This is a genomic window from Blautia sp. HCN-1074, assembly GCF_037890165.1.
Classification (GTDB): Bacteria; Bacillota; Clostridia; order Lachnospirales; family Lachnospiraceae; genus Blautia_A.
On sequence record NZ_JBBKBP010000005.1, the window covers coordinates 77,003 to 95,157 of the forward strand.

At 42.0% G+C, this 18,155-nt stretch carries 16 protein-coding genes; 11 read left to right on the top strand and 5 right to left on the bottom strand.

The annotated features are described in order from the left end of the window. Nucleotides 1–8: 8 nt before the first annotated feature. Nucleotides 9–1,370, bottom strand: coding sequence for an MATE family efflux transporter (locus tag WKT11_RS06295; RefSeq protein WP_340283265.1), 1,362 nt, complete (start codon nt 1,368–1,370; stop codon nt 9–11). A 155-nt stretch (nt 1,371–1,525) separates the two neighbouring features. After that, nucleotides 1,526–3,238, bottom strand: a complete 1,713-nt coding sequence (locus WKT11_RS06300; RefSeq protein WP_340283267.1) for a hypothetical protein — start codon at nt 3,236–3,238, stop codon at nt 1,526–1,528. A gap of 455 nt (nt 3,239–3,693) precedes the next feature. Here WKT11_RS06300 and WKT11_RS06305 point away from each other — a divergent pair, with 455 nt between their 5' ends. Beyond that, complete coding sequence (locus tag WKT11_RS06305; RefSeq protein WP_340283269.1) at nt 3,694–4,929, top strand: O-acetylhomoserine aminocarboxypropyltransferase/cysteine synthase family protein; 1,236 nt, start codon at nt 3,694–3,696, stop codon at nt 4,927–4,929. 66 nt (nt 4,930–4,995) lie between these two features. Here the strand turns inward: WKT11_RS06305 and pdxR are convergent, their stop codons facing one another. After that, entirely contained in the window at nt 4,996–6,393 is a 1,398-nt protein-coding gene (gene pdxR / locus WKT11_RS06310) for a MocR-like pyridoxine biosynthesis transcription factor PdxR (RefSeq protein ID WP_340283271.1), read from the bottom strand. Nucleotides 6,394–6,629: 236 nt separating this feature from the next. Between pdxR and pdxS the strand changes: the two genes are divergently transcribed. Both pdxS and pdxT read left to right on the top strand, forming a co-directional pair. Continuing rightward, nucleotides 6,630–7,502, top strand: coding sequence for a pyridoxal 5'-phosphate synthase lyase subunit PdxS (gene pdxS, locus WKT11_RS06315; RefSeq protein WP_117676311.1), 873 nt, complete (start codon nt 6,630–6,632; stop codon nt 7,500–7,502). Next, nucleotides 7,502–8,068: a pyridoxal 5'-phosphate synthase glutaminase subunit PdxT gene (pdxT, locus tag WKT11_RS06320; RefSeq protein WP_117844968.1), complete on the top strand. Its 567-nt coding sequence runs from the start codon at nt 7,502–7,504 to the stop codon at nt 8,066–8,068. The genes pdxS and pdxT overlap by 1 nt, the downstream gene beginning before the upstream one ends. Before the next feature lie 169 nt (nt 8,069–8,237). Here the strand turns inward: pdxT and WKT11_RS06325 are convergent, their stop codons facing one another. Both WKT11_RS06325 and WKT11_RS06330 read right to left on the bottom strand, forming a co-directional pair. After that, nucleotides 8,238–9,029 carry an ABC transporter permease gene (locus tag WKT11_RS06325; protein WP_334295137.1) on the bottom strand — a complete coding sequence of 264 codons (792 nt, stop codon included), beginning with the start codon at nt 9,027–9,029 and terminating at the stop codon, nt 8,238–8,240. Continuing rightward, nucleotides 9,022–9,789, bottom strand: coding sequence for an ABC transporter ATP-binding protein (locus WKT11_RS06330; protein WP_117844972.1), 768 nt, complete (start codon nt 9,787–9,789; stop codon nt 9,022–9,024). Before WKT11_RS06330 ends, WKT11_RS06325 begins: the two co-directional genes overlap by 8 nt. Before the next feature lie 536 nt (nt 9,790–10,325). Here WKT11_RS06330 and WKT11_RS06335 point away from each other — a divergent pair. The 8 genes from WKT11_RS06335 to selD all read left to right on the top strand — a co-directional run bounded on the left by WKT11_RS06335 (nt 10,326) and on the right by selD (nt 18,111). Next, entirely contained in the window at nt 10,326–11,357 is a 1,032-nt protein-coding gene (locus WKT11_RS06335; protein ID WP_117676245.1) for a lysylphosphatidylglycerol synthase transmembrane domain-containing protein, read from the top strand. A gap of 9 nt (nt 11,358–11,366) precedes the next feature. Then, on the top strand, nt 11,367–11,987 hold the full coding sequence (locus WKT11_RS06340) for a CDP-alcohol phosphatidyltransferase family protein (protein WP_340283276.1): 621 nt from the start codon (nt 11,367–11,369) through the stop codon (nt 11,985–11,987). 153 nt (nt 11,988–12,140) lie between these two features. Then, nucleotides 12,141–13,034 carry a phosphatidylserine decarboxylase gene (locus tag WKT11_RS06345; protein ID WP_118247574.1) on the top strand — a complete coding sequence of 298 codons (894 nt, stop codon included), beginning with the start codon at nt 12,141–12,143 and terminating at the stop codon, nt 13,032–13,034. A gap of 68 nt (nt 13,035–13,102) precedes the next feature. Beyond that, nucleotides 13,103–13,708, top strand: a complete 606-nt coding sequence (locus WKT11_RS06350; RefSeq protein WP_117676242.1) for an epoxyqueuosine reductase QueH — start codon at nt 13,103–13,105, stop codon at nt 13,706–13,708. A gap of 102 nt (nt 13,709–13,810) precedes the next feature. After that, a complete protein-coding gene (argH, locus tag WKT11_RS06355) occupies nt 13,811–15,190 on the top strand; it encodes an argininosuccinate lyase (protein ID WP_117676241.1) in 1,380 nt (459 codons plus the stop codon). 228 nt (nt 15,191–15,418) lie between these two features. Further along, nucleotides 15,419–16,504 carry an aspartate-semialdehyde dehydrogenase gene (gene asd, locus WKT11_RS06360; RefSeq protein ID WP_117676240.1) on the top strand — a complete coding sequence of 362 codons (1,086 nt, stop codon included), beginning with the start codon at nt 15,419–15,421 and terminating at the stop codon, nt 16,502–16,504. A gap of 83 nt (nt 16,505–16,587) precedes the next feature. Then, on the top strand, nt 16,588–16,824 hold the full coding sequence (locus WKT11_RS06365; protein WP_117676239.1) for a DUF3343 domain-containing protein: 237 nt from the start codon (nt 16,588–16,590) through the stop codon (nt 16,822–16,824). A 243-nt stretch (nt 16,825–17,067) separates the two neighbouring features. Continuing rightward, nucleotides 17,068–18,111 carry a selenide, water dikinase SelD gene (gene selD / locus WKT11_RS06370; RefSeq protein ID WP_117676238.1) on the top strand — a complete coding sequence of 348 codons (1,044 nt, stop codon included), beginning with the start codon at nt 17,068–17,070 and terminating at the stop codon, nt 18,109–18,111. Nucleotides 18,112–18,155 lie beyond the last annotated feature (44 nt).

An 18,155-nucleotide genomic window follows, 5' to 3' on the forward strand; every position in this document is an offset into this window, starting at 1 on the left:
GAAATAAATCAGACTGTCTGGCAGCGCTTTTGCAGGTGACGGTTGATCAGGAGCAAAAATACAACCGTAGAGAGAACGGAGCAGACTCCGTCAGCTACAGGTTCCGCAAAAAATGCAGCTTTTGCGTCAAAGAAAACAGGCAGGATGGCAGCACTGAGAACGAAGAGTGATTTTCTGGTTACGGAGAGTGCAAGTCCTGTTTTAGGACGATCTAGGGCAGTCAGACCGTCTACGAATACATATTGAAAGCTCAGTGGAATGATCATCAGAGTATAAGTATGGATTGCCCAGACAGAGAAACTGATATATTGTGGATCTGATGTAAATAACAGAACAAAGTACCGGGGAACAAGCCGGGAGAGAAGGAACATAATGATGGTAAAGATAAGCATTACTCCCAGAATGTTCCTTTCTGCATCTTTGACTCTGTCAGCACGTCTGGCACCATAATTATAACTGAGGATTGCCTGTGTACCTCCGCTGATTCCAATCATCGATGAGGTGATCAGAAGCAGGTAACTTTGTGCGATGGTTGCGCAGGTAATAAACATATCTCCCTGAGATTTCCCGCCATATTTTTGAAGAATTGTGTTCAGCAGAATCAGAATGAGACTGTCAGTAGCAAGAATCAGGAAGGGCGAAAATCCCAGGGAAAGAATCCGATTCATGATTTTTGTATCATACTGTCCGAATGTAATCTTCACAGGGACTTTTTTACCAAACAGAAATCTCATGGCAAATATACATGAGAGAATCTGTGAAATCACAGTTGCAACAGCGGCACCTGCGATTCCCATATGAAAGCCAAAGATAAAAACAGGATCCAACAGGATATTACACCCTGCACCGATGAGAACGGTAAACATTCCTACAAGCGGAAAGCCCTGACAGTTGATAAAGTAATTGAGTCCTGTAGCCATCAATGCAAAGAAAGTTCCCACAGTATAAATAGTCAGATATGTATTTGCATATGGAAAAGTAGCTTCGCTTGCACCAAACCACATGAGCAGCTTATCTTTTAGTAAAAGAAAGCTGATAGTCAGCAGAATAGAGAAAATACTGAGCATAAGAAAAGAATTTGCCAGTATCTGTTCTGCTTTTTTTGTATTTTTTTCACCCATTCGGATTCCCATGGTAATGGAACCTCCGATTCCTACCAATGTGCCAAATGAAGTGAGAAGCGTGACAATAGGGCCGCATACCCCTGCACCTGCAAGTGCGAGCGTACCATGACCGGCAATATGACCGATGTACATTCTGTCAATGATGCTGTAAAGTACATTGACAAACTGGGCTGTCATGGAAGGAATGGCAAGCTGAAGCACCAGGGTGCGTATCGGAGCTTTGCCAAGATCTGCTGTTGTATTCATTTTAATTTCCTCATCCGTTTGAAAGGGACTGCTGCATCAATCTTTGCAACAGTCCCTGTTATGAAAGGTCAGATATCCTCTACGATATCTGACCTTCTATTATATATTTTACTTTCTGATTGTGTAACCGAATTAAGCAAGTTTCCTATCTGACATCAGGCTGCAGCATCTGTATCAGAGCCATCAGATGTATTATCGGAAGTTTCGCTGTTTTCTGAAGCTTCTGTGTCGGAACTATCTTCTGTAGCGCTTCCTCCACTGAGAATATAAGTGATGACCTCATCCGGTACTCCTGCTTTTGACAGATTATCCATAATTGAAGTAAAGTCAAGTGTAGCAGCATAAGCATTCATATCATCGTTGTTGTTTGCATCATAAACATCTTTCAGTGAAGCCAGATCCGGAATCTCAACAGCTTCGCCGGCACCGCCTGTAATGCTGAGAGTACCAAGCGTACTGCCCGCGTTTTCTATTGAGAGAGCAACAGAACCGGAATCTTTTTCGGAATTCAGATCCAGAACAAGTGCAAAGTTCTCAAGTATTGAGCTATAGTAATCATCTTCATTGTCTGTATCGGAAGATGGGAAAGTAATCTTATAATTACCATTTAAATTGCCTTCCTTTGCAGAAACTGTATCATAATCTTTTACTTCAATAATGGCTGAAATACTGTCAGCAAGGGAGAGTTCATAAGTTCCGTTTAATTTATCTCCATCAATCTGACCGGAGCCGGACAAAGAGTAAGTGTTGATATCATCTGATGCGATGGTAAGAAGATAACCAAAATCGGAACCATTTTCAGGCATCTGCCAGGTGAGAATTGGTGTTGTGGTGTCACCTTCCTGAATTTCAAGTGCGCGTCCTGCGATTCTGCCGTTTTCATCTACCCAGATTTTAGTGGAGAGGTAAGAATCTTCGGAATCACTGGTGTCAGTGTCTTTCAGGGCGTTAAGACCTTTGTCCACAGCAGTAGTGAAACTTTCGTATAGATTTTCGCCACTGGAGAGTTTATCGTTCCAGGTATTGAGAATGCTTTCGATGTCGCTGTCTGATTTGGCTGCTTCCAGGAGTTCAGTTGCGGTTTTGACAGCGTCCGCAGATGAAATCTGTCCTTCATATACGGTACAGTCCTGACTGATATCTCCGGCAGTAAGAGTTTCCTGACTGCTTTCGCCCTCGGTCAGATTATCAAAGAGCATGGAACCGTACTTGTCCAGAAGCGCCTCAATTACAGATGCTTCCGGCAGTGCTGATGACAGATCAGACATCAGGGAAGCTGACAGGCTGATACTGTCTGAATATGCTGAGGCAAAATTATCAGTTGGAATATCAACATCTGTATCATCAGGAGTTAACTCTTCAATATCACTTTCAATATTGGAAGCCTGTTGATCAGCCGCTTCTTTCAGATTTGTTTTAAAATATTTATCGGAGAGTTCTGGAATACGCATGTAGACATCCTGACTTTCCGGATCAAGATAATATTCTAAAGAACAGATCTGATTATCATTGAGGAGGACTTTCATCAGAAGCCCCTCTTTTCCATCAGTAAAAGAGACGGTATTGGCAAGTGTGATGTCATTTAACCAGGAAATATCAAACGGTGCAACAAATCCAAGAAGAGAGCGACCGGAATCTTCGATTTTCAGAGATATATCGCTCTGCATTCCAGACACAAGAGCCTGGCTTTCTTCTATAGAGGCTGCATAGGAAGATGCCATATTTTTTACTTCCTCTGCCCATGCATTTTTTTCAATGGAAGCATAGTCGTCTGCAGCAAACGCTGTAGATGGAATGACAGCGGTGCCCAGAAGAGCTGCTGTACAGATTGCTGTTGTTTTTCTTAACCATTTTTTCCTTGTTTTCATAAAGAGCCTCCTTCTGTTCTTATATGAATCTTATGTAGTAGTTTTTGCTTTCAGAATATCTGTTTTCGCAGTATTGGAAAGCAAAAGAATATTATTCAGACAAAAATATTGGCTGAAATTATAATCTACAACAATTTTACCAGATGTGTATGAAAAAAGCTATGAATTTTCGACAAATTGTGAAAAAATATCGATTTTTTGTTACTGGTCACGTAGTGAACAGCAATAATTTTTTAAAAAATAAATGTTATAGAAAGATATCAATATATAAATTAAAACTATATATCCGTATAAAAATTTGGTATATGCAGATTTCTTGACAGTTTCACATAAAAATAATATACTACTATTCATACTAAAACACTATGAAATAATAAAAACAGAAACTCTATATGTTGATACAGATATTTTGGAGCTTCTGATATGATTATATATTTTACAAGGGGAATATGGACATGGAATTTCAGACTAAATTATTACATGGAAAATCAGTAGATAATTACGCAAATGGCTCCACAGTGCCGCCAATCAGTCTGGCAAATGCGTTTGCCTATGAGTCATCAGAACAGCTGGAGAAAGTATTTCAGAACCGGGCACCGGGTTTTGCGTATACCAGAATTGCAAATCCTACAGTGGATGCCTTTGAACGAAGAGTAAATGAGCTGGAAGGCGGAATCGGAGGTGTAGCCTGTTCCTCCGGAATGTCAGCAGTTACCTTGTCACTGCTTAATATTCTACAGGCGGGCGATGAGGTGATTGCCGGAAGCGCATTGTTTGGAGGAACTTTGGACCTTCTTCATGACTTGGAGGCATTTGGAATCAAGGTACATTTTATTCCGAGAGTAGAAAAAGAACTGATTGAGCCGCTTCTGACTGAGAGAACTAAGGCGGTATTTGGTGAAATCATAGGAAACCCGGCGTTGAATGTAATGGATGTGCGTGAGACTGCAGATTTCCTCCATGGAAAAGGTGTGCCGCTGATCGTAGACAGTACAACGGCTACTCCGTATCTTCTCAATCCGATTCAGTATGGTGCAGATGTGGTCGTACATTCCACTTCAAAGTATATAAACGGAAGTGGAGATGCCATCAGCGGAATTATTATTGACAGTGGAAACTTCTCGTGGAATCCGGAGAGATATCCGGGAATGAAAGAATATAAAAAGTATGGAAAATTTGCTTATCTGGTGAAGCTTAGAAATGGAATCTGGCGAAATATGGGAGGCTGTCTGGCTCCGATGAATGCCTATCTGAATATTATCGGAATGGAGACACTTGGTCTGCGTATGGAGCGGGTCTGTGAGAATGCTTTCCAGCTTGCGCAGGCATTGGAGAAGCTGGAAGACGTATCTGTCAATTATCCGTTGTTGAAATCCAGTCCATACCATGAGCTTGCCCAAAAACAGCTTCATGGAAAAGGTGGCGCGATTCTGACTATCCATACCGGCTCGAAAGAACGGGCATATCAGCTGATCAATCATCTGAAATATGTAAAGATCGCCACGAATATCGGAGATGTGAGAACACTGGTAATTCATCCGGCGTCTACGATTTATATTCACAGTACGCCGGAAGCAATGGCTGAGGCCGGTGTATATGCTGATACGATCCGCATCAGTGTGGGAATTGAGGATGCGAAGGACCTCATTCAGGACTTTACAGAAGCTGTAGAGAGCCTTAAGGAAGACTAAGTAAAATATGTGGCTCGATACCGAATAACTGCTCCGCGTTTTATCAGGAGGGACTTGCCGATTCGGTTAAATGCACAGGTTCAGTCTGTGAACGATCTCCTTGATATCATCTATTTTTATAGAAGAATAATTCATAATATATACATTATCGGGCGCCTCGCCGGGAACATGATAGTAACCGGACAGAGGCGCCATTTTTATGCTTTGCGTACCGGCTGACTGGATCAGTTTTTCTTCTGGTTGTGAGGTTTCAATTTTCATAAGAAAATGAACGCCGGCCTCCTCGCCTGAGATTGTGACGAAATCATTTAACCGGCTGTTTCTGATAGCAGTAATCAGGGCATCACGCTTGGAATGATAATAGTTTCTAAGTCTGTTGATATGTTTTTCAAAATAACCCTCCTGAATAAACTTTGCAAGTGTATACTGTTCGAAATTAGACACAGTGCAGGAATAGAAGGAAAGCTTTTTATAAAATTCATCCAGAAGTTGTCTGGGCAGGACCATATAGCTGATACGGACAGTTGAGGAGAGTGTCTTGGTAAAAGTGTTCATGTAAATGACCTTATCAGAGACATCAATGCTCTGTAATGTGGGAATCGGCTGCCCGCTCAGGCGAAGCTCGCTGTCGTAATCGTCTTCGATAATATATCGGTTTTCTCCCCTGGAAGCCCAGCCAAGAAGCTCATAACGTCTGCTGATTGGCATGACGATTCCGGTAGGGTAGTGATGGGATGGGGAGATATGCAGGATATCAGCCTTCTTTTCTTCCAGTTCGGAAACTTTTACCCCGTCATTGTCCATATCAATATACTGGCATGGTACCTGCCAGCTCTTATAAATCTGAGGAATCTTTCTGTATCCCGGATTTTCCACTGCGTAAACCTTGTCTTTGCCAAAAAGCTGGATCAGAAGTCCGTACAGGTATTCCGTACCGGCACCTACGATGATCTGTTCCGGCAGGACGGTCATTCCACGGAATTCTTTTAAGTATGTGGCGATAGCCTTGCGGAGGAAAAAAATGCCGCCGCATGGAGGGTTCGTCATCAGCTGCATCTGATTTTCATTTAAAACTTCGCGGACCATTTTTGTCCAGATGGTGAACGGGAAAAGCTCAGATTGTGTCTGATTACTGGAAAAATCAGCCAGATATCCGGAATCTCCGCTTGTGAGAGGAATCATTTCTTTTGTGATATTTTTTTTTTCGATTTCCACAGCTTTCTTAAAATCGGTAACATAGAAGCCACGTTTTGGCATGGAATAGATATAACCTTCTGCAATAAGCTGTTCGTAAGCATTTTCTACAGTAATCACGCTTATACCCAGATTTTTTGCAAAAGAGCGCTTGGATGGTAATTTTTCCCCAGGCTTGATATTTCCCTGTAAAATGTCATTTTTGATGCATTTATATAAATATTCATACAGAGAATCTGACCCTGTATTTGTGAAATTATAGGTAATCATTTGTAATATTTTCTCCAATCTGACCTTACTGAATATATCTGAATTGACGATTTAAATATATTCACTTTTGCATTATACTCTGTCCATGCTGATTCGTACAGAAAAAATTGAAATAAATTCTATGCATCGCGAAGCGTGTTACTGAAAACGGAGTGAACAGTAACATGATTACTACGATTAACGGTGGAAAAGAGAATCAGAAAATTACAAGATACGAAACAGAGAGGAGATTTCACATGGAAAACAGATATGAATTAAATAAGCAGCTTGCACAGATGTTAAAAGGCGGTGTCATCATGGATGTTACCACACCGGAGCAGGCAAAGATCGCAGAGGCAGCAGGTGCATGTGCAGTTATGGCACTGGAACGAATTCCGGCAGATATCCGTGCAGCAGGTGGTGTTTCCAGAATGAGTGACCCGAAGATGATCCAGGGAATCCAGAATGCAGTTTCGATTCCGGTCATGGCGAAATGCAGAATCGGACATTTTGTGGAAGCACAGGTACTCGAAGCAATCGAGATTGACTATATCGATGAGAGTGAAGTGTTATCTCCTGCTGATGATATTTATCATATTAATAAGAGAAACTTCAAAGTTCCGTTTGTATGCGGTGCAAAAGATCTGGGAGAAGCACTTCGAAGAATCAATGAAGGCGCGTCCATGATCCGTACAAAAGGTGAGCCGGGAACAGGAGATATCGTACAGGCAGTACGCCATATGCGTAAGATGAACAGTGCGATCGCACAGCTTACAAGTATGAGAGAAGATGAACTTTTCGAGGCTGCAAAACAGTTCCAGGTACCATACGAACTGGTAGAATATGTACATAAAAACGGCAAACTTCCGGTAGTAAACTTCGCAGCGGGTGGTGTTGCGACTCCTGCCGATGCAGCTTTGATGATGCAGCTTGGCGCAGAAGGCGTATTCGTTGGTTCTGGTATCTTCAAATCCGGTAATCCTGCAAAAAGAGCCAATGCGATCGTAAAAGCAGTGACAAACTATACAGATGCAAAGATGATCGCAGAATTATCCGAAGATCTTGGAGAGGCCATGGTTGGTATCAATGAAAGTGAAATTCAGATCCTTATGGCGGAAAGAGGCAAATAATGACGATAGCAGTTTTGGCAGTACAGGGCGCATTTATTGAACATGAGAAAAAACTGGAGAAACTGGGTGCAGACTGTATTGAACTTAGAAAAGCAGAAAATCTGTCACAGCATTATGACGGGCTGGTGCTTCCGGGAGGCGAGAGTACTGTACAGGGGAAACTTCTGAAAGAGCTTGGAATGTTCGATACCATTAAATCCCAGATAGAATCAGGAATGCCGGTTCTGGCTACCTGTGCGGGAATGATTCTGCTTGCAGAAGAACTGGAAGGCGGCGAGGAAGGGCATTTACAGACCATGCCGGTGACAGTGAAACGAAACGCTTACGGAAGACAGCTTGGCAGCTTTCATACAGAAGCCAGACTGGAAGGAATTGGAGAAATTCCTATGACATTTATCCGTGCTCCATATGTGGCAGAAGTGGGAGATGGAGTACAGATACTTGCGAAAGCAGAGGAAAAAATCGTGGCAGTGAAATATAAAAATCAGCTGGCACTGGCATTTCATCCGGAACTGGACGAAAATGATGAAATTCATAAAGTGTTTCTGAAAATGTGTGAGAGATAAAGAAAAAAGAAATCCTGAAGATCAGATTTAAATGAAGCAAGAGAGCTGCTGAGATATCTGATTTTTCAGGATTTCTTTTTTATCAGAACATTAAATTTAATTTGAAGTTAATTTGAAGTTAATTTTGCGGCTGCCTCGTTATAACTGGTAGCGGTAAAGAAAATAACAATTATCTGTGAGTCCTTTTTTCAATAAGTCCAAGGATTCCGTACAGGATAATGGCGATGATGCACAGGATGATAATGGACATCAGCACCCAGGTAAGTTTAAAGGTCTGGCTGGAATAAATGATCAGATAGCCAAGTCCTTTCCGGGCACCGATAAATTCTCCTATGATCACACCTACCAGACACAGACCTATGTTTACTTTCATAACACTAAGCAGCAGCGGAACAGAAGATGGAAGAATAATTTTTGTAAGTTTTTCTTTCTTGCCGCCGCCGAGTGTTTCGATGAGCTTGAGTTTTTCCGGGTCTGCTTCACAGAATCCTGTATAGAGATTCAGAATCGAACCAAAAACAGCGACTGACATTCCACAGACGATAATTGTCCGCTCATTGGCACCAAGCCATACGATAAGCAAAGGTGCCAGTGCCGATTTTGGAAGGCTGTTCAATACAACCAGATAAGGCTCTGTGATTTTCGCAATTCTGGGACAGATCCACAGAAGAACTGCCATACCTGCACCCAGAAGCACCACGAAGAGAAAACTGATCAGAGTTTCTGTGATGGTTACAGTAAGGTGCGGAAAAATAGAACCATCTTTGCACATGCTGTAAAAACTATGCCAGATCATACATGGACTGCTGAAGATAAAAGAGTCGATCAGTCCTGCTCTGGCGGAAATTTCCCACAGAATCAAAAAGAGAAGAAGAATAAAAATTCTCAGGAAACTGATGAATTTCTTTTCTCTTTTCTGACGGCATATATATTGTTGCTGATAGTATGAAGATTCAGGCATCATGGTTTAACTCCTTCCAGATGAGGTTAAAGTAGAATTTGAAATCTGGTGCATTTCTGGAAGACATCGGGGTACGGTTTTCAAGATTGAAATGGATTGGTACGATTTTACGAATAATGGCAGGCCGGGATGAGAGAATAATAACCCGGTCTGCCATGCTGATGGCTTCTGAAATGTCATGTGTGACAAGAATCGCAGTTTTTTTCTCCTGCTTAAGGATTTTACCGATGTCATCGCTGACATTGAGCCTGGTCTGATAATCGAGGGCAGAGAATGGCTCATCAAGCAGCAGAAGCTCCGGCTTTAATGCCAGAGTCCGGATCAGTGCAGCTCTCTGGCGCATTCCGCCGGATAACTGCGAAGGGCGTGCCAGACGGAATTTGTCCAGACCGTAATCAGAAAGAATCTGATCGACATAGGAAAGTTTTTCGGTGGTAAGTTCTCCGCGAATCTCCAGTCCAAGAAGAACATTTTTATAAATTGTCCGCCACTCCAATAGATGGTCTTTCTGCAGCATATATCCGATACGGCGGTCACCGGAAGTGACAGGGATGCCATCGAGAAGAATCTGTCCCTGTTCTGGCTGGATCAATCCGCAGATCAGATTCAGTAATGTGGATTTTCCACATCCGGAAGGCCCGACAATGGCGAGAAATTCGCCGGGCATCAGTTGAAAGGATATATGAGAAAGAGCAGGGGTTTCCCCCGTTAAGTCGTGGTAGGAGAGACTGACATCTGTAATATCCAGCAGTGGTTTCATACAGATACCTCCATTTATAATAGTGGGATTATAAGTTTTATATTATCGGATAAAAAACGGTAATGATTTAGTATCCTGAGGAATTTTGACATTTCCATGCCAAAACGCCTCGCGGGATAGTGTCGTGTGAATAGTAACGACGTATGAACAGTAACGTTTTTTATAATTTATGATATGCAGAAAGCGTAAGGTATGATATAATGGATAAACTATAGTATTTTGACTGTAATTACAAGTAAGACCGAAAATCATACTAACATAAAGTATAAAAGGGTTACTGTTCACTCGCCACTATCCCGCGAGGTGTTTTGGCATGAGAATGCCAAAATCCCGAGACATACCGCGCGTATTTATGCGAATAGCATAAATTCTGTGCATCGCGAAGCGTGTTACTGGGCACGGAGTGAACAGTAACATAAAAGGTGTTTCTGAGAACGGAGTGAACAGGAACTAAAAGGTTACTGCGCATACAGTGAACAGGAACTATAAAAGATCAGACGGATGCTGTAAGAAACTGTAAAAGAAAGTGTAAACAAATGAGAGATAAGAAAAAAGCGATACTTAACACCGTCTTTCTGATCCTTGTGTTTTCCCTGACCGTATATATGGTATTTCGGGGCGAGGATCTGGGCGAGATCATTCATACAGTGCAGCAGGCTGATCTGGTTTATCTTCTGATCAGTGTGGTTTGCGTAGTATTATTTATACTTGGGGAGTCAGTGATCATTTTTTATATGATGCGAACCCTGGGAGCAAAAGTGAAGATGGGACATTGCGCTCTGTATTCTTTTGTAGGTTTCTTTTTCAGCTGCATCACTCCGTCAGCATCCGGCGGACAGCCAATGCAGATTTATTATATGAAAAAGGACAAACTGCCGATACCGGTCACTACACTGGTTCTGATGATCGTTACCATTACTTACAAGGCGGTTCTGGTTGTAATCGGTCTGGTGATCTGGCTGTTTGGAAAGGGATTCCTGAAAGGCTACCTCGGACAGTATATGTGGGTGTTTTACCTGGGAGTAGGGCTGAATATTTTTTGTGTTACCTTTATGCTGATCCTTGTATTTGCTCCGGGTCTGGCGAAATGGATCATGGTAAAAGGTCTGAAACTGATTGAGCATTTTCGTTTTCTTAAGCCCAAGAAGACAAGACTTGAGAATCTGGAAGCATCTATGGATCAGTATCATGAGACAGCTGCTTTCTGGGCAGGACATAAGATGGTGATTTTGAAAGTATTTCTGATCACAATGGTGCAGAGAATTATGTTATTTACAGTTACATACTGGGTATATCGTTCGCTGGGATTTCGAGGATATTCGATCGTGACCCTTACGATTTTACAGTCAGTTATATCTGTTTCTGTTGATATGCTGCCTTTGCCCGGGGGAATGGGGATCAGCGAATCTCTTTATCTGGTGATGTTTGCGCCGGTTTTTGGAGAGGCATTGCTTCCGGCTATGCTGCTTAGCAGAGGAATTTCCTATTATGCACAGATGCTGATCAGTGCGGCAATGACCTGTGTGGCACATCTCGTGATAGGAAGAAAAGAACAAGAAGAAAAGTAGGGGGGAATTATGTTATTAGGATTTTATGATTATACGGTGGTGCTGACATATATCAGTCTTGGAATCTCAGTATTTGGAATTACAAGAGCGTTGGAGGGGAACTTCAAGATTGCGATTTTCTGTCTGGCACTTTCCGGATTGTGTGATATGTTTGATGGAAAAATCGCCAGGACGAAGAAGAATCGTACAGATGATGAGAAAAGTTTTGGAATCCAGATAGATTCTCTGTGTGATGTGGTTTGTTTCGGAATCTTTCCGGCAATGATCTGCTATTGCCTTGGAGTTAACACATCAGGAGGAGTCGCAGCATTGATCTTTTACAGTGTTGCATCAGTGATTCGTCTTGCATACTTCAATGTGACAGAAGCAAAAAGACAGAGTGAAACCTCTGAGAACAGACAATATTATCAGGGGCTTCCGATTACATCTATGGCGATCATCCTGCCATTTCTCTATCTTATGAGACGGTATTGTGGATTATATTTCCTGATTGTGATACATATTGCGGTAATCGTAGTAGGTATTCTGTTTATCTTAAATATTAAGGTAAAGAAACCGCAGAATCCGGTGCGTGTTCTGCTGGTAGCAGTGGTGGCACTTGCACTTGCGAAGATGTTCCGTTTGATATAAAATGAATATGACTGTTGACTGGCCGCAGCGGTTCCTGAATGTAGGGAGGCTGCGGCTGTATTTTATTTTGCTGGCATATTACTGTTCAATAGTGCATAGTAATATGATTTGCAGTGAACGGCATCACATGCAGTTACAATTGGAGGAAAACAAATGAAGTATATTGACAGAAAAGGGAATATAACCATTGAAGAAAACAGTCAGGATAAACTCCTGAGACATTTATATAATGATCGTGGCGGACGACTTTGCCTGAAGCTCCTGATCAGGCCTTTTGTGTCAAAAGCGGCGGGAATAGTATTGAACACCAGACTTTCTGCCAGATTTGTACCTGATTTTGCAGAACACAATAAAATAGATCTGAGTCTTTATGAGAAACAGAACTTTTCTTCATGGAATGATTTTTTCAAAAGGCGTATCCGAAAAGAGGAACGGCCGATAGATATGCGGGAGAATATACTGGTAAGTCCCTGTGATGGAAAACTTTCTGTACACAGGATCAGTTCGGATTCCCGCTTCAATATCAAAGATACAGAATATACAGTCGGACAGCTTCTGAAAAATGAACAGCTTGCCAGACGATACACAGATGGATATGCACTGATTTTCCGCCTGACAGTGGATGACTATCACCACTACTGTTACGTTGCGGATGGCAGAAAGTCCGAAAATGTGACACTTCCCGGAGTTTTTCATACAGTAAATCCGGCGGCAAATGATGTATACCCTATCTATAAAGAAAATGCCAGAGAATATTGTCTGTTGAAGACGGAGAAATTTGGTACGATCCTGATGATGGAAGTTGGAGCGATGATGGTTGGGAAAATTTCGAATCTTCAGAAAAAGACTGCTACAGTAAAGAAAGGGCAGGAGAAAGGCAACTTTGAGTTTGGCGGTTCTACAGTAATTCTGTTATTACAGCCAGGAAAAGTCCGTATCGATTATGACTTGCTCGATAATACGGAAGAAGGATATGAAACCATTGTAAAAATGGGGGAACGTATCGGAGAATGTAAAAAAGCATTACGTTTTGTAAAAAACAGCTGAAAAATGAAATATGCATCAAATATGCATCTGAAAGATATACGGTGCTAAAAGAGAGGAATAAAAAAGCATTGAATAAACGAAATTATCAGAAAGAACTGGAGAAACTTATAGATCAGGCACAGAAAGAACAGAAAGTCCCAAGTCTGTTTCTTCACAGTTGCTGCGCACCTTGCAGCAGTTATGTGCTTGAATATCTGTCTCAATATTTTAACATTACAGTTTTTTATTATAATCCAAATATTTATCCGGAAGAGGAATATCAGAAACGTGTACATGAGATCACACGTCTGGTAAATTCCATGGAATTTGTTCATCCGGTAAAACTGGTAGAGGGTCACTATGATCCACAGGAATTTTTCCAGATGGCAAAAGGCCTGGAGAATGTACCGGAAGGTGGCGAACGCTGCTTTAAATGTTATCGTCTGCGAATGGAAGAAGCGGCACGTCTGGCAGCAGAAGGTGGATTTGACTATTTTACGACCACTCTGTCAATCAGCCCACTCAAGAATGCTGCCAAGATTAATGAAATCGGAGAAGAACTGGCAGAAATCTATCATGTAGAGCATCTTCCATCTGATTTCAAAAAGAAAAACGGCTATAAACGCTCTATAGAACTCTCACATGAATACGACCTCTACCGCCAGAATTATTGTGGCTGCGTCTACTCCAGGTGAGAGTCAGAAGATCGAAACTACTACTTTGCAATCCAGAAAAAATATGATACACTGACACATAAAAGTAATTATGAAAAATAAGAAGAAACGAGGAAAAATACTATGGCACAGCTTTGGGGCGGACGTTTCACTAAAGAAACAGACAAACTTGTATATAACTTTAACGCATCAATCTCCTTCGACCAGAAATTTTACGAGCAGGATATCAGAGGAAGCAAAGCACATGTAGCGATGCTTGCAAAACAGGGAATCCTGACATCAGAAGAAAAAGATCAGATTGAAGCAGGACTGGACGGAATCCTTGAAGATGTAAAATCTGGAAAACTTGAGATCACATCTGAATATGAAGATATCCACAGCTTTGTAGAAGCAAACCTCATCGACAGAATCGGAGATGCAGGAAAGAAGCTTCACACAGGAAGAAGCCGTAACGACCAGGTAGCTCTGGATATGAAACTTTATGTAAGAGATGAGATCGACGAGACAGATGAGCTTGTGAAGAAACTTCTCGAAGCACTTCAGAAAATCATGGAAGAAAATGTCCACACATATATGCCAGGCTTTACCCATCTTCAGAAAGCACAGCCAGTTACATTGGCTCATCATGTTGGCGCATACTTTGAAATGTTTGTACGTGACAGAAGCAGACTTGCAGATATCCGTAAGAGAATGAACACCTGTCCTCTGGGTGCAGGTGCTTTGGCAGGAACAACTTATCCACTTGACAGAGAATACACCGCACAGCTTCTTGGCTTCGACGGACCGACAAGAAACAGTATGGATTCCGTTTCAGACAGAGACTATGTAATTGAACTTCTGTCTGCATTCTCCACGATCATGATGCACATGAGCCGTTTCTGCGAAGAAATCATCATGTGGAACTCTAACGAATATCGTTTCGTGGAAATCGATGATGCTTACAGTACAGGAAGCAGTATCATGCCGCAGAAAAAGAATCCGGATATCGCAGAGCTGGTAAGAGGAAAGACAGGACGTGTATACGGTGCGTTAACATCCATCCTTACCACCATGAAAGGAATCCCGCTTGCATACAACAAAGATATGCAGGAAGATAAAGAACTTACCTTTGACGCAATCGACACAGTAAAGGGTTGCCTTGCCCTCTTTACAGGAATGATTTCTACCATGCAGTTCAATAAACAGAACATGGAAGCAAGTGCAAAGAATGGCTTTACAAATGCAACAGATGCAGCAGACTATCTGGTAAATCATGGAGTGCCTTTCCGCGATGCTCATGGTATCGTAGGCCGTCTGGTGCTTACATGTATTGATAAGGGAATCTCTCTGGATGAACTTCCACTTGAAGATTATAAAGCAATCAGCCCTGTATTTGAAAACGACATCTATGAAGCAATCAGCATGCGTACCTGCGTAGAGAAACGTATGACCATCGGAGCTCCGGGACCGGATGTGATGGAGAAAGTGATCGCAGAGAATAAAAAATATCTGGAAGAAAATTAAAAAAATACTTGCATTTTACTTTAGTTTGGTATAGTATGTACAAGAAAGACAGATGTGCGTAATATAAAGACACGCAGATAAAAATGTCCGCGAGAGATATCAGGTCGCTGATAAGTATCAGGGTATTTTCCAGATGCAGATTTATGTAGCGAAGTAGATGGAGAACATCCAGCTGGTTAGATTAGTACAATGAAAATGCGGATAGTAGATAAAGAGGAGAAAGATATTATGAGTGAGAAGCTTAGAGTTGGTATTTTGGGTGCTACAGGTATGGTAGGTCAGAGATTTATTTCTCTGCTTGAGAATCATCCATGGTTTGAAGTAGTAACTGTAGCTGCAAGTCCAAGAAGTGCAGGAAAAACATACGAAGAGGCAGTTGGCGGAAGATGGAAAATGGATACTCCAATGCCGGAAGCTGTAAAAAAACTGATCGTTATGAACGTAAATGAAGTAGAGAAAGTTGCTGCAACAGTTGATTTCGTATTTTCTGCAGTAGATATGTCAAAAGAAGAGATCAAGAAGATCGAAGAAGAATATGCTAAGACAGAGACACCGGTTGTTTCCAACAACAGTGCTCACAGATGGACACCGGATGTACCTATGGTAGTGCCGGAAATCAACCCGGAACACTTCGATGTAATCGAATCCCAGAAGAAACGTCTTGGAACAACACGCGGATTTATCGCTGTTAAACCAAACTGCTCTATTCAGAGCTACGCTCCTGTATTAACTGCATGGAAAGAATTTGAGCCATATGAAGTAGTTGCTACTACATATCAGGCAATCTCCGGAGCAGGTAAAACATTCAAAGACTGGCCGGAAATGGTTGGAAACATCATTCCATACATCGGCGGCGAGGAAGAGAAGAGTGAGAAAGAGCCGTTAAGAATCTGGGGTAAAGTAGAAGACGGTGTGATCAAACCGGCTACAGAACCTGTTATCACATGCCAGTGCATCCGTGTACCGGTATTAAACGGACATACAGCAGCTGTATTTGTTAAATTCCGCAAGAAACCAACAAAAGAACAGCTGATCAAAGCATTGGTAGAGTTCAAAGGACTTCCACAGGAATTAGAGCTTCCAAGTGCTCCGAAGCAGTTCATCCAGTACCTTGAAGAGGACAACCGTCCACAGGTTACAGAGGATGTAAACTTCGAACATGGTATGGGCGTATCCGTAGGACGTCTTCGTGAAGATACTGTATATGACTGGAAATTCGTAGGACTTTCTCATAACACAGTAAGAGGTGCAGCAGGTGGAGCAGTTCTCTGTGCTGAGACATTAAAAGCTAAAGGATATATTCAGGCGAAATAATAAATAAAATTATTGAAAAGGGGCACTGGTTTTTGGTGCCTCTTTTTTCTGGATTATTTCACAGATAGGGGAGATAATGAAAGGTGAGAGAAAAAGTTCTGACGACAGTAGTAACTTTTGGAACAACCACACAGGCAATCGCAATGGAACGTGAATGTAAAAAGGCTGGATTTGAAGGAAGGCTGATTCCTGTACCCAGGGAAATTTCTGCTTCCTGCGGACTTGCGTGGAAATGTATAGAACAAGGAGAAGAAGAAACAGATTCTTATATGAAAGAACAGGATTTAGAGTATGAGAAGATTTATCGAATCCTTATATAAAATCCTTATATTTATTGATTTATCCAATAAGTAACATCGGCTCTGAACTTTGACGGGCTTATAAATGCATGGTACAATCAGGTAAACAGACAGGCAAGTTTTCATCCACTGCTTAGTGCTCTTTGAAATCTGGTGTACCAACAAGATTATTTTGAGAACCAACTAGCAGGGAGACTGCTTGATTTAATTAAAGGCGGATGATGGATGTTTGCTTGGAAGATTAATATATTGGGGGCGAAGTTTATGAAAAAAGAAACAGATAATGTACGTTTGACACAGCTTGCCAGTGCAGCGGGCTGCGGTGCGAAGATTGGACCGAAAGTACTGGCAGAGGTAGTTGGGAAACTGCCGAAATTTACAGATCCGATGTTATTAGTAGGACCGGAAACATCAGACGATGCGGCGGTATACAAAATAAATGATGAGCTGGCAATGATTCATACGGTAGATTTCTTTCCGCCGGTGGTAGATGATCCATATATGTATGGACAGATTGCAGCAGCCAATGCGTTGAGCGATGTCTATGCAATGGGTGGTGTTCCAAAACTGGCATTGAATGTAGTAGCATTTCCAAACTGCCTTGGACCGGAAGTTCTTGAAGAAATCCTGCGCGGCGGTGCAGACAAGGTTATGGAAGCCGGTGCAGTTCTTGCTGGCGGACATACGATCAATGATAAAGAACCGAAATATGGACTCTGTGTCACCGGTTTTGTACACCCAGATAAAATGTGGAAAAACTATGGCGCCGAGGCAGGAGACATTCTGATTCTTACCAAGCCATTAGGATGTGGAATCCTCAATACTGCCATCAAAGCAGAGATGGCCTCCCGGGAAGAAATTGAAAGAGTACAGAAAGTTATGGCGAAGCTGAACAAATACGCAGCAGAAATTGCATTAAAATATACGATTCACAGCTGCACAGACGTAACCGGATTCAGCCTTGCCGGACACAGCCTGGAGATGGCAAAAGGAAGCCATAAGACATTGGTGATCCAGACAGAAAACCTTCCGATTATAAAAGGCGTTGAGGAATATGCACAGATGGGCCTGATTCCTGAAGGGGCATACAGAAACCGTGACTTCGCAGGCAGTGAAGTAAGAAGTGAGATCAAAGAACTCTGGATGGAAGATCTGGTATTTGATCCTCAGACATCCGGCGGACTTCTCCTGGCAGTACCACCGGAAGAGGCAGATGCTCTGGCGAAAGAACTGTCAGGAATGGATATTTTTGGAGGTATCATTGGATATGTAACAGAACCGCAGGATAAAGCGGTGATTTTCGAATAAGAAATAAATGGGACTGGATGTAGTTTCGCAAGGAACTGCATTCG

Bases quoted from the DNA above. Each gene is read 5' to 3' on its own strand.
- selD (WP_117676238.1), top strand. From the start codon at position 17,068: ATGAAAAAAGAAACAGATAATGTACGTTTGACACAGCTTGCCAGTGCA.
- WKT11_RS06340 (WP_340283276.1), top strand. From the start codon at position 11,367: ATGTTATTAGGATTTTATGATTATACGGTGGTGCTGACATATATCAGT.
- pdxS (WP_117676311.1), top strand. From the start codon at position 6,630: ATGGAAAACAGATATGAATTAAATAAGCAGCTTGCACAGATGTTAAAA.
- asd (WP_117676240.1), top strand. From the start codon at position 15,419: ATGAGTGAGAAGCTTAGAGTTGGTATTTTGGGTGCTACAGGTATGGTA.
- WKT11_RS06305 (WP_340283269.1), top strand. From the start codon at position 3,694: ATGGAATTTCAGACTAAATTATTACATGGAAAATCAGTAGATAATTAC.
- WKT11_RS06330 (WP_117844972.1), bottom strand. From the start codon at position 9,789: ATGAAACCACTGCTGGATATTACAGATGTCAGTCTCTCCTACCACGAC.
- WKT11_RS06335 (WP_117676245.1), top strand. From the start codon at position 10,326: ATGAGAGATAAGAAAAAAGCGATACTTAACACCGTCTTTCTGATCCTT.
- WKT11_RS06300 (WP_340283267.1), bottom strand. From the start codon at position 3,238: ATGAAAACAAGGAAAAAATGGTTAAGAAAAACAACAGCAATCTGTACA.
- pdxR (WP_340283271.1), bottom strand. From the start codon at position 6,393: ATGATTACCTATAATTTCACAAATACAGGGTCAGATTCTCTGTATGAA.
- WKT11_RS06295 (WP_340283265.1), bottom strand. From the start codon at position 1,370: ATGAATACAACAGCAGATCTTGGCAAAGCTCCGATACGCACCCTGGTG.
- WKT11_RS06325 (WP_334295137.1), bottom strand. From the start codon at position 9,029: ATGCCTGAATCTTCATACTATCAGCAACAATATATATGCCGTCAGAAA.
- argH (WP_117676241.1), top strand. From the start codon at position 13,811: ATGGCACAGCTTTGGGGCGGACGTTTCACTAAAGAAACAGACAAACTT.
- WKT11_RS06345 (WP_118247574.1), top strand. From the start codon at position 12,141: ATGAAGTATATTGACAGAAAAGGGAATATAACCATTGAAGAAAACAGT.
- pdxT (WP_117844968.1), top strand. From the start codon at position 7,502: ATGACGATAGCAGTTTTGGCAGTACAGGGCGCATTTATTGAACATGAG.